This is a genomic window from Phosphitispora fastidiosa (assembly GCF_019008365.1).
GTDB classification, from domain to species: Bacteria; Bacillota; Thermincolia; order Thermincolales; family UBA2595; genus Phosphitispora; species Phosphitispora fastidiosa.
On the sequence record NZ_JAHHUL010000026.1, the window covers coordinates 12086 to 24828 of the forward strand.

General features: G+C 48.6%; 8 protein-coding genes. All 8 read left to right on the forward strand.

Annotated features, from left to right (window positions below):
• Positions 1-13: 13 nt before the first annotated feature.
• The 8 genes from fdhF to Ga0451573_RS17615 all read left to right on the forward strand — a co-directional run bounded on the left by fdhF (position 14) and on the right by Ga0451573_RS17615 (position 12560).
• Entirely contained in the window at positions 14-2716 is a 2703-nt protein-coding gene (gene fdhF, locus Ga0451573_RS17580; RefSeq protein WP_231685471.1) for a formate dehydrogenase subunit alpha, read from the forward strand.
• A 582-nt stretch (positions 2717-3298) separates the two neighbouring features.
• Complete coding sequence (gene yyaC, locus Ga0451573_RS17585; RefSeq protein ID WP_231685472.1) at positions 3299-3856, forward strand: spore protease YyaC; 558 nt, start codon at positions 3299-3301, stop codon at positions 3854-3856.
• A gap of 207 nt (positions 3857-4063) precedes the next feature.
• The gene (locus tag Ga0451573_RS17590; protein WP_231685473.1) at positions 4064-6175 is read left to right on the forward strand and encodes a cache domain-containing protein; all 2112 of its coding nucleotides are present in this window, start codon (positions 4064-4066) and stop codon (positions 6173-6175) included.
• Between the two features lie 78 nt (positions 6176-6253).
• Complete coding sequence (locus tag Ga0451573_RS17595) at positions 6254-6787, forward strand: hypothetical protein (protein ID WP_231685474.1); 534 nt, start codon at positions 6254-6256, stop codon at positions 6785-6787.
• A gap of 171 nt (positions 6788-6958) precedes the next feature.
• The gene (selA, locus tag Ga0451573_RS17600; RefSeq protein ID WP_231685475.1) at positions 6959-8368 is read left to right on the forward strand and encodes an L-seryl-tRNA(Sec) selenium transferase; all 1410 of its coding nucleotides are present in this window, start codon (positions 6959-6961) and stop codon (positions 8366-8368) included.
• A gap of 31 nt (positions 8369-8399) precedes the next feature.
• Positions 8400-9431 (forward strand): selenide, water dikinase SelD, encoded by a 1032-nt coding sequence (selD, locus tag Ga0451573_RS17605; protein ID WP_435052299.1) that lies wholly within the window; start codon positions 8400-8402, stop codon positions 9429-9431.
• Positions 9432-9450: 19 nt separating this feature from the next.
• A complete protein-coding gene (bshC, locus tag Ga0451573_RS17610) occupies positions 9451-11073 on the forward strand; it encodes a bacillithiol biosynthesis cysteine-adding enzyme BshC (RefSeq protein WP_231685477.1) in 1623 nt (540 codons plus the stop codon).
• Positions 11074-11183: 110 nt separating this feature from the next.
• On the forward strand, positions 11184-12560 hold the full coding sequence (locus Ga0451573_RS17615; RefSeq protein ID WP_231685478.1) for a PhoH family protein: 1377 nt from the start codon (positions 11184-11186) through the stop codon (positions 12558-12560).
• Positions 12561-12743 lie beyond the last annotated feature (183 nt).

Sequence of the window (12743 nt, forward strand, 5' to 3'; positions counted from 1 at the left end):
AGGGGAAGCTGATATGGCTGACAACGTAACCCTTACCATAAACGGCCGGAAGGTGACGGTCCAGGCGGGGATAACCGTACTGGAAGCTGCCCAGCAGACTGGGATAGATATCCCGACCTTCTGTCATGACCCTGAGCTGTCCAAGCCAGGGGCCTGCCGGATATGTGTGGTTGAAATAAAGGGCTGGCGCAATCTTCCGCCTTCATGTGTAACCGCGGTTACTGAAGGCATGGAAGTGGAAACAGAATCAACAGCCGTAGTGGAAGCCCGGCGGACCATCCTGGACCTGCTCCTGGCTAACCATCCGCAGGACTGTATGACCTGCCAGAAGTTCGGGGACTGCCGGCTGGCTGATTATGCATACAGGTATGGGCTGAGAAAGACTACTTTTATTGGAGAACAAACCAATGTGCCGGTTGACGAATCCAGCGTGGTAATCACCAGGGATGTTAATAAGTGCATTCTCTGCGGCAAATGTGTCCGTGTCTGTGCTGAGATAGTGGGCCGTAATGTGGTTGATTTTGTTTCCCGCGGTTTTACTACAATAGTAAGCCCGGCCCTTGAAATGGGACTGGGTGAGAAGGAAGCCGGCTGTGTGAACTGCGGCAGTTGTGTTGCTGTTTGTCCGGTCGGGGCTCTGACTGAGAAGAACATGCAGGGTATCGCCCGCCCATGGGAAGTGGAAAAGGTCAAGACAACCTGTCCATACTGCGGCTGTGGCTGCAACTTTGATCTTAATGTTAAAGACGGAAAGGTTGTGGGTGTAACCTCCAACCCGACCAGTGCAGTCAATGGCCGGCATCTTTGTGTCAAAGGCCGTTTCGGCTATGACTTTATCCACAGTTCTGACCGCCTGACACTGCCGCTGATCAAAAAAGGCGGCAAAGATGGCGATTTTGTTGAGGTTTCCTGGGATGAAGCCATCAGGTATGTGGCTTCCAGGCTGAAAGAAATCAAGGAGGAAAATGGCAGTGAAGCTATAGGGATACTCAGTTCCGCCCGCTGCACCAATGAGGAAAACTACCTCATGAACAAGCTGGCACGGGTGGCTTTGGGTACCAACAACATAGACCACTGCGCGCGTCTCTGACACTCCGCTACTGTTGCCGGTCTGGCAACTTCATTTGGGAGTGGCGCAATGACTAATTCCATTGGAGAAATCAGTGAATGTGATTATCTCTTTGTAATCGGTTCGAATACCACTGAGACCCACCCCATAATTAGCCTTGAAATGAGAAAAGCTGTCAGTCGTGGGGCCAAACTGGTGGTAGTTGACCCGAGAAAAACTGAGATAGCTGAACTTGCCGATGTGCATGTTCCCCTGAGACCGGGGGCCAACATTCCGCTGCTTAATACGATGTGTAATGTAATCATTGCCGAAGGACTGTATGACAAGGAATTTGTGGCCAACCGCACCGAAGGCTTTGAAGAACTGAAGTTAGCTGTGGAAAACTTTACCCCGGAGAATTATGCCGGTATCATTGGTGTTCCGGCAGAAACTATCAGGGAAATTGCCCGCGGCTATGCCAAGGCGGGCAGTGCGGCAATCTTCTATACGATGGGGATTACCCAGCATACTTCCGGTACCAATAACGTCCTGGCTGTCGCTAACCTGGCAATGCTGACAGGTCAAATAGGCAAACCCAGCAGCGGCGTGAACCCCCTCAGGGGCCAGAACAACGTTCAGGGCGCTTGCGATATGGGGGCGCTGCCAAATGTGTTCCCCGGATACCAGGGGGTTGCTGTTCCGGAGAATGTTGAAAAATTTACCAAGGCGTGGGGCGTTCCTCAGTCCGCTAAAGCTGGTCTTACTGTTGGTGAGATGATGGATGCAGCCCACCATGGTGACATGAAAGCAATGTATATCCTTGGTGAGAACCCTATGCTCAGTGACCCGGATATCACTCACGTCCAGCAGGCTCTGGAAAATCTGGAATTCCTGGTTGTCCAGGATATCTTCCTGACAGAAACCGCCATGCTGGCTGATGTGGTCCTGCCTGGAGCCAGTTTTGCCGAGAAAGACGGTACCTTTTCCAATACCGAGCGCCGGGTGCAGCGTGTGCGCAAAGCAATTGAGCCACTGGCCGGCAAGGCTGACTGGGAGGTTATCTCAGAAGTCCTTACTGCATTGGGATATCCCCATGAGTATGGCAGCGCCTCTGAGATATTTGATGAGGCTGCCGGAGTTACCCCGCAGTATGCTGGTATCTCCTATGCCCGCCTTGAGGAAAAAGGCATCCAGTGGCCGTGCCCCAATACGGAGCATCCGGGGACCATTTACCTTCATGATGGTAAATTCTCCCGCGGTCTGGGCAAGTTTACCGGGGTAGACTTTGAACCTCCGGCAGAGCTGCCGGATGCGGAGTACCCGTTTGTACTCAACACCGGACGCCGCCTGTATCATTATCATACAGGTACGATGACCCGCCGGACCAAAGGGCTGAATACCATCTATAGCGAGGAATTTATCGAAATAAATCCTGCAGATGCATGCAAACTGGGCATCAGTGACGGTGAACTGGTTAAAGTCAGTTCCCGCCGCGGTTCGATTAGCGTTAAGGCCCAGGTTACCGATATGGTCCAGCAGGGTATGGTATTTACTTCATTCCACTTCGCTGAAGCTCCGGTCAATTTCCTGACAAATTCGGCGCGTGATTCTATTTGCAAGATACCTGAACTGAAGGTAGCAGCTGTTAAGGTGGAAAAAGTGAGCTAAAATTTAATATGGACAGGGGTAGATGAGTTCCGTGTTCCGGAACACATCTACCCCTGTCTTATTTCTATATATTTTAGCGGTTTGTGTATTATATTCTTTCTCTGGTATTGGCTGTGGGAAATGCCTTCTGCATGTGGTGAGGTGTTGTGCAAGATTTTCCTGGCACTGCCGCCGTTGTGAGTCTTGGCTGCAAGCCACCGACAGCAAGGCAGGGAGTCCCCGCATGTCCGAAGATGGCGAAGGCCGCCGGGGATTTTTGACTTGTCAAAACGAGAGGCGGCCATCTTACTGGTAATGCCCAATGAGCCATCGAGTTCGGGGACGCTGCCTTGCTGCCGGGGGGGTGGCAGTTTAGACTCACAGGCGGCAGTGCGGAAAATCGGTACAAAACCTCACCACATTCACCCGAAGTCATTTCCCACAGCTACATCTACCGAGAAAGGGTATAATGTCATAATACCGCGATAACTTATTTCCCCCCGTCTTTTTATTTTTTGGGCATTCGACACACCTGATTTTATATAATAGGTTTGAGCAAATCAGACGAGCCCCAAAAAAAAATAATTAAAAAGGCGGGTAGCTATGGATATTTGTTTTCATTACAGTGATATTGAAGGACAAAAAAACCTGTTAAACTCCCTGACGAGCCTGTCAATTGATTACCGCGAAATGGTAATCGTATGTGTGGGAACCGACCGTGTTTCCGGCGACAGCCTGGGACCGATGGTAGGTACCTTCCTGCTGGAAGAATGCAGGTATGCTAATGTTTATGGCACTCTGGACAAGCCGGTACACGCCCAGAACCTTGATGTAACTATTGAGAGAATAAACCATCTGCATGCTGAGGCCTTTGTGATAGCAATAGATGCCTGCCTGGGCAGGGCAATGAATGTCGAAAAGATTACTTTCGCCAGGAAACCTTTAAAACCAGGAACCGGGGTGTCCAAGACCCTGCCTGAGGTGGGGCATGTAAATATCCAGGGAATTGTCAATATTGCCGGGTTCATGCCCCAAATGGTGATTCAGAATACCAGGATGAATACTATTTACAATATGGCCAAGGTAATATCGGGAACTCTTGCCCAAACGGTTATTGCCCATAAAAATATTTTTCCTGTTTACAGACTGAAACAGGCTTGAAGGATGGGAATCCTCTGAAATGCAGCTATCCTTATTCGGGATGGCTGCATTTTTGCGTTTTGCTCTTATGTATTAAGCAAAGTAGTATTACTTGGATATATTTAGTAGTATTAAGGGAATTGAAGATTGAATCAAGAAATTGGAGGAAATTTGTCAATGATTGTAGAAGTATTCAATTAACCTAACAAGAAAAAGGTGGGCATTACCGTGGGCTTTATTCAACAGTTTAGAAGGGAACTGAATAGACTTAGCATTAGAACCAAGGTCATAGTTATGTTTCTGGCGATTATGGGTGTCTTTGTTTACCGGATAAGTTCCTCAACTCATTATTATATTGTGGAACTCCAGGGCGAGGACAAAGTAAATGAAATTTTGAGTTTTGCCCATAGCTATCTTTACAGCAGTACCGACAGCTTTTCCCTTAAGACTGATTTGTTGGCCCAGGAAATCAACCACATTGGCCCAAATGCCGACACATTTCGGATGGTCTGCCGGGAGGCAAAAACCTGGGACCGGCCCCTCAGGCCTGACCTGGTGTTTTACATAGATAACGGAGGGAATATTTTATATTCCTGCAACCGGACTTCTGGTTTGAGTGATTATCTCGGGATAAAAAGCAGTTTTATGTCCCTGCAGGCTGTGCAAAAAGGGCTAAAAGGCCAGCCTGTAAGCGGTTTTGACATTATTCCAGCTGAAGTCCTCCAGGCAGAAGGTCTGTTGGATATGGTAAAGGTTCCGGTTGTGCCGACGCCTAATTCCAGGGGGGTTAAATATCCGGTGGAAGAACGCGCTATGGCTATGTTTTCGGCTAAACCTGTTTATGTCGGCGGAAAAATGCATGGGGTCTTTGTGACGGCACGTATTCTTAATAACAGGTTTGATATAGTTGACCGGCTCAATAGTGAATATAATATTAGTGCGACGATTTTTATGGACAACATCCGCATTTCTACAACAGTTCCTGATAAAGACGGGAAAAGGGCCATGGGTACCCTGCTGTCAACCCCTGTGGAAGATACGGTCCTTGGTAAGGGAGAAAAGTATCTGGGGCGGGCTTTTGTGGTAAATGACTGGTATGTTACTGCATATGAGCCCATTCGGGATATTAACAACAGGGTCATCGGTTCCCTCTATGTTGGTCTGAAAGAGGCGCCGCTGCTGCAGATGCAGCACGAGATGGATAACGAAATTAAAATTACCCTGGCTGTGCTCACTCTGGTTTTTGTTGCGGCCCTGTACTGGCTGTATAGGGCTATAGTGATACCACTGCAAAGTATGTCGACTTCAGCTATCAGTTTTGCCAGGGGTGAACTGGAAGTCCAGATCCCCACAGATAACCCCAACAGGTGTTGGCTGATTAAGCAGTGCGAGTTTCCTGAATGTCCGGCATATAACAGCCCAAATCTTAAATGCTGGCTTGTACCCAAGAGCAGATGCTGTGAATCCGATAAAGGTAATCATCAGGAGGATGCCTGCAGCCGCTGTATGATATACCGGCAGTTGGCCGGTAATGAAATCGAACAGCTTACTGATGCCTTTAATTATATGGCAGCATCCATTCAGGAGTATACCCGTTCTCTCTATGAGTTGAACCTTGAGCTTGAGGGAAAAAACGGTGAACTCACAGATCAGAGGGATGAACTGGAGTGCCAGAAACAACAGTTAATGGCGCTTAACCAGGAGTTGGAGGCGTCCTTGAAGGCCCTTGATGACAGCCAGAGTATAATTTACGCCCTTGCTGTTGCTGTTGAGGCTAAAGACCCTTATACCAGGGGCCATTCCGAGAGGGTTGCCGAGTTCAGTGTCAGGCTTGCCGATGCTTTGGGATTATATACCCGTGATTTTGGCATAATCCGGGGGGCGGCCCTGCTGCATGACATTGGTAAAATTGGGATTAGCGGCTCAATTCTCAGAAAGCCGGGTTCGCTGACCGGTATTGAGTTTCAGCAGGTCAAAAAACACCCGGGAATTGGGGAACGGATCTGCCTGTCCCTGAAGTTTGCCAGGGATATGCTGCCAATAATCAGGCATCACCATGAGCGGTATGACGGAAAGGGCTATCCTGACGGACTGAAGGGAGAAAAAATACCCCTGATGGCAAGAATAGTGGCTGTGGCAGATGCCTTTGACGCTATGACTTCTGACCGTCCGTACCGACCCGGGATGACTGTTGATGAGGCTCTTAATGAACTTGACGCGGGTGCCGGTTCTCAATGGGACCCCGAATTAGTCGTTGTTTTTATTAATATGATACAGGAAGGCGGAAGTATCGACTTTATTGCTGCAGCCCTTGAACGCAGTGATCGGGATATAAACTAGATTTTACCACTCTTTAGCATGATTTTTGGTGAATTATTAAAAACCCTTCGGCGTACTAGTTACAAAGGAGGGTTTTTTATGATTATAATAATCAGGAAAATCAGGCTGCTGATACTTGCGGCAGCGCTGATTCTGACAGCCGCAGGCTTTGCCGTTTTGCAGAGCCATGATATCGGCACAGGCGCTGAAGAAATGGATTACCGCGTTTTTGTGGCCGGTATGGGGACAGTTGCAGGAAAATGGTGCGGGCAGGCTGGAATTGCTGTGATTGGTGTGGAAACAAGGCCGGCGGCTGAGGAGGATATGGAACTGAAATTTATCGACCTGCTGGTTGCCAACAGCGGCAAGACGCAGCTGGACTTTGCCCCTGATATAGGTATTGCTGTTAAGGATGGCAGAAAATATGAACTGCATGGTCCCTCTCAACCCCAGGTAGTGATAAAACCGGGCGCACTTTCACAGGGGACTGTCGTAATCAGCATTCCTGAAGGTATTCCGGAAACTGACTGTTCTCTTGAAATCAGAGGGGGGAATTTAAAAAGTGAAAAAATAATGCTCCCACTAAGGGTGATTACGGTAGAGTATAAAACCCCGAATACTGGCAAGAATTAGAAGTACAGGGAATTAATCTGGTAAAACCAAATGCCGTAAAAAGGAAATAAGGCGGTATTGTAGAAATAAATTATATTGTAGATGAAAGTTCATAATGGAGAAAAAGTCATAATGGAGATAAATAGTTATATTGCAAGATTTTACTAGAAGAAATGAAGTTAGGGGTATTTTATGGATAATAAACAGAATTTGTTAAGAAAACTTCCGGCAATAAATATAATCCTGGAACAGGCCAGAATTAAGCAGCTCGAATCCCGCTGTCCGCATACCCTGATTTCTGAAGCTGCTTCAGAAACGGTCCAGGGTATCAGGGAAGCTATTCTGGCGGGAGATGAGACACCGGATACAATAACCGATTTGGACACAATTGCTGCCGTTGTGGCAAAAAAGGTTCAGGAAAAGATCAGCCCAAATCTGAGGAAGGTCATAAATGCAACCGGTATTGTATTACACACCAATTTGGGCCGCGCGGTCCTTGCCGGTTCAGCAGTTAAAGCTATTAATGATGTGGCTGCCAATTATTCCAATCTTGAGCTGGACCTGAACACAGGCGAACGGGGGACACGGTATTCACATATCGAGAAGCTGCTGTGCCGGCTGACCGGGGCTGAAGCAGGAATGACAGTAAATAATAACGCCGCTGCGGTGCTGCTGGTGTTAAACACACTGGCCAAGGACCGGGAAGTTATTGTCTCCCGGGGCCAGTTGGTGGAGATTGGCGGTTCTTTCCGAATCCCGGATGTTATGTCACAGAGCGGCGCTCTCTTGGTGGAGGTTGGCACTACTAACAAGACCCATTTACGGGATTATGAAAGCGCCGTCACTGAAGATACTGCGCTGCTGTTAAAGGTACATACCAGTAATTATAAGGTGATCGGTTTTACGGCTGAGGTGTCAGCCGGGGAATTGACAGGCTTGGGCAGGAAAAAGGGTATTGCTGTATATGAAGACTTGGGCAGCGGAGTCCTGGTTGACTTTATGAAATATGGTATCACACATGAGCCTACTGTTAATGAGAGTATCAAAGCAGGTGTGGATATTGTGACCTTTAGCGGGGATAAGCTTTTCGGCGGACCCCAGGCAGGCATTATAGTAGGTAAGAAATATATTATCGACAAAATAAGGCAAAACCCGCTTACCAGGGCTCTCAGGGTGGACAAGTTTACCCTGGCTGCCATGGAGGCAACACTGCGCCTGTACTTTGAAGAGGAGACGGCAGTTGCCGAGATACCCACCCTGAGGATGATTATGATGCCGTCTGAGGAAATACGGTTAAGGGCGGAGAAGCTGCAGGGCCTGCTGCGGGAGAAAACAGGAGACAGCATCGAAACAGAGATAACGGCAGGTTTTTCTCAGGTAGGCGGGGGCGCTCTGCCGGAAGAAAATCTCCCGACATTTCTTGTTTCCGTCAGGCCTCTGTCTATGAGTGTGAACAAGTTGGAAAAAAGGCTTCGGGAGATGGAACCTCCCATTCTAGCCAGGATCCAGAAAGACCGGCTGTTATTTGACCCAAGGACACTGCTTGCCAATGACTGTGAAGTTATTGCCATAAACCTGCAGAGAATCATGGAAACGGGGTGAGGATTTGACGGAAGCTAAGACAGCACATACACTGACATCGCTTTCATGCAAAGCCGGCTGAGCGGCCAAAATAGGTCCGGAGGACCTTGCCGAGGTACTCAGTCTGCTGCCGCCATCCCTGCCTGACCCGAATCTGTTGGTGGGACTGAATACCAATGACGATGCCGGGGTTTACCGGCTTAATGAGGATACAGCCCTAATCCAGACCGTGGATTTTTTCACCCCAGTTGTTGATGATCCGTATCTGTTCGGACAGATTGCGGCAGCAAATTCACTAAGTGATGTTTATGCCATGGGGGGGAGACCCCTTACGGCTATGAATATTATCTGCTTTCCTACCGGCAAACTGGAACTTGCGGTACTTGCCGAGATTTTAAAAGGGGGGGCTGATAAGGTCAGGGAAGCCGGGGCTGTACTTGTAGGCGGCCATTCTGTAGAGGACGATGAACCAAAATACGGCTTGTCGGTTACCGGAGTTGTTCACCCGGACAGGGTGATGGCAAACTCCGGAGCCAAACCGGGTGATGCCCTGGTATTAACCAAACCTCTGGGAATAGGGATTATTACTACGGCCATTAAAGGTGGTCTGGCTACTGCCGATGAGATTGAGGCTGTCTGCCGGGTAATGTCTGCCCTCAACAGGGAAGCTGCTGAGGCTATGCAGGAAGTTGGCGCTAACGGATGTACCGATATTACCGGTTTTGGACTGCTGGGCCATGCCTCTGAGATGGCGCGGGGCAGTGATGCAGCAATCAGCATATATGCATCCCGTGTTCCAGTCCTGGAACCGGCTTACGGATATGCAAAAATGGGTATAGTTCCCGCAGGCACAAGGGCGAATCTCAAATATATCAGACAGTTTGTTGATTTTGAGCCGGAAATTGACGAGACTCAGCAATTGATACTTGCTGATGCGATAACATCAGGAGGACTGTTAATTTCCCTTCCCGGGGAGAAGGTTTCCCTGCTGACAGAAAACCTGCACCGCAGAGGCATTAAAGAGGCTGTAATAATTGGTGAGGTTACCGGGGCCGGCGGAGGCCGGATTACCGTGAAACCGTAATTTTGAAGGAGAGAGAGTCTTGAAACTGGAATCTGCTGCTGTACAATATAAAAGCCCGCTGGTCAATATGTACCTGAATGATTTTCAACAGGTGGCCCATCTCTTTGAACACGACCCCGGGAATCCCGGTTCCTTTGCTGACAGGCATGACATAATTATGCGGGATTATCATACGGACCGGAAAACGCTGGTCTGTATTTTAACTGAATATAACGAAACATTACAGTGTGGCGGCCTGACCAGACAGAACCTGCAAAAACTGGAGGACCCCGGCACCACAGTGGTAATCACCGGGCAGCAGGCGGGCGTCTTTACCGGCCCACTGTATACAATTTATAAGGCCATTACCGCTGTGCAGCTTGCTGCTGAACTTACTGCCAGGACTGGGAGAAGTGTTATTCCCATGTTTTGGGTTGCTGCTGAGGACCATGATTTTGCTGAGGTTGACCACATTTACGTGATTAACCGGGAGAAAAATATTGAGCGCCTAAGGCTGAAACATGACCCTGGAGGAAAGTATTCAATTGGCCACGTTCGTGTGGATGAGGCGGTTTTTGACCTTATTGCCAGGCTGGAAGAATGTACAAACCCCTCGGAATGGAAAGGGGAAATTTTAGAGAAAGTCAGCGAAATGGCTCGGAACAGCGCTAACCTTGCTGAATGGTTTGCCCGTATCATGACCTGGCTCTTTAAGGATCACGGACTGGTAATGGTGAACCCGCTGCTCAGGGAACTGCGCCGCCTGTGGAGCGGTACTTTTGAGGAATTTCTCGGTAATAGCGCCCCGGTTAGTGCAAAACTGAGCGCCGTCGCTGACCTGGTAAGGGATTTGGGTGTGGAGCCCCAGGTGGAGAAAGACAACGATAATGCTAATATGTTTATTTATGTAAATGGTGAAAGGCTGCCTCTGTTCAGATTGGGCGAAAGCTTTGGCGTGAGGGGCGGAGCAGGGGAATGGACCCTGGAGGAGCTCCTGGCAGCTGCCAGGGAGACCCCGGAACTCTTCAGCCCCAATGTGGTTTTGCGTCCGGTGGCTCAGGATGTGCTGCTGCCGATAATGGCCTATATTGCAGGACCGGGGGAGATTTCCTATTATGCCCTCTACCGGGATATTTACCGGCTGTTTAACCAAAGGATGCCGGTAATTTATCCCAGAGCCAATATTTCGTTGATTGAACCCGGCATTGCCAAAAGTATCAAGGAGTACGGGGTTTCACTTGCTGAAGGCGTTGAGGGCCTGCACAGGGAGCTGCAGAAACAGCTTGAAGACAGGGATGTACTTGGAATTGATAAAATGTTTGACGCTTATGCGGCCGAGGTGGAACAGTCATACCGGAATTTCATCCTGAAGGTTGCCGGAACTGATAAGGAGTTGACCGGACACGGAAAGGAAAGCCAGGGCAAGCTGCTCCACCAGTTGGAATACTTCAGGAAAAAAACGCATCAGTACCACCGGAAGTCCTGTGATACCCTGGTCACCAGATTTAATAATATTGAAAAACAGCTATTTCCGCGCAATAACTGGCAGGAGCGGGTGTACAACATTTTACCATACCTGTTCAAATACAGAAGCGATTTTATAAATGACCTGGCAGGACTTCCTCTGCTGGGTAATAACGACCACAAGCTGCTGTATATTTAACTCATAGTTAGTGCAGGGCAAAAATAAAGGAAACCGGGCAGCAGTGTCGAATACTATATGTTAACACAGTTAATACGCAATACAGTTAAGACATGAAAGGCGGCGATGTTTTGAAAAAGATTTTTATCATCGACACAAATGTCTTGCTTCATGACCCTTTGGCTGTCTTCAAATTTCAAGACAATGATGTGGTCATCCCGTTGATAGCAATTGAGGAAATGGATAACCAGAAGCGCAGGCAGGATGAAGTGGGCAGGAATGCGCGCCGTGTCGCCAAGCTGATTGATGAACTGCGTCACAAGGGTAAGATATTTGAAGGGGTACTATTAGAGACGGGCGGGACTCTGAAGGTAGAGCTGAATCACCAGAAGGTACAGAATTTGTCTGGCGCTTTAGAGCAGTTTAAGGCGGATAATAGGATTCTCTGTGTTGCTATGGCATATAAGGAAGAATTCCCGGACCGGAAAGTTATCCTGGTGACCAAAGACACCTATCTCAGAATTAAGGCTGATGTTGCCGGAGTAGAAGCAGAGGATTACAAAACAGATAAGGTGAATATTGAGGAACTTTATTCCGGTAGTCTCGAGATAAAAGTGGCTCCCGAGATAATTAACCAGTTTTATAGCAACAGCTTTCTTCCATGGGAGAAGCCGGAAGACGACCCTGAGGAATTGTATGCCAATCAGTTTGCCTACCTGGTGGATATTAAAGAAACAGGGCAGTCTGCTCTGGCCAGATACAACCCTGATAAGAAAGGCCTGGTGCCATTAATTCATGCCGGGTCAGAAGCTTGGGGCATCAGGGCTCGGAACAAGGAACAGCGCTATGCTATGGAGCTGCTGATGGATGATAACATTAAACTGGTAACTCTGGTAGGCCAGGCCGGTACGGGAAAAACCCTGCTGGCAGTTGCAGCCGGATTGGAAAAGACTATTGATGACGAAAGTTATAAAAAACTGGTGGTAACCAGGCCGGTAATACCCCTTGGAGGCGATATCGGTTTCCTCCCCGGTGACAAGGAAGAAAAAATGCGGCCCTGGATGAGCCCCATTTATGACAACCTGGAATATATTTTCGGTGTCGGGAAAGAGACCAAAAAAGATAAAGTTGACCGGGGTGACCATGATAAACCCAAGTCTACTAATATCGATACAATGATCCGTTACTTTAAAGACAAAGGACAGCTTGAACTGGAAGCCCTGACCTATATCAGGGGACGGACTATGCCGCGGCAGTACATCATAGTTGATGAGGCCCAAAACCTGACACCACACGAAGTTAAGACTATCCTGACCAGGGCCGGAGAAGGCTCTAAGGTAGTCCTTACCGGGGACCCCTACCAGATTGACCATCCCTATCTTGACTCCAGCAGCAACGGTCTGACATATGTTGTGGAAAAATTCAAGGGGGTTAAGCTGGCCGGTCATGTAACCTTTGTTAAGGGTGAGCGCTCCGAACTCGCCCAGATTGCGGCTGAACTGATCTGAAATTAACCATGAAACCAAGGAAAGTGGCAGATATCTGCCACTTTCAGCTTATTGACAAACCCCATATTTTTAATTATTAAACTGTAACATGGACAGGGGTAGATGAATTCCACGGGCGGGGCCCCCAATCCGTTACCGAACCCCGGCCTTTCAGAAAGGCCGGGGCTTCGACGGATCGGGGGG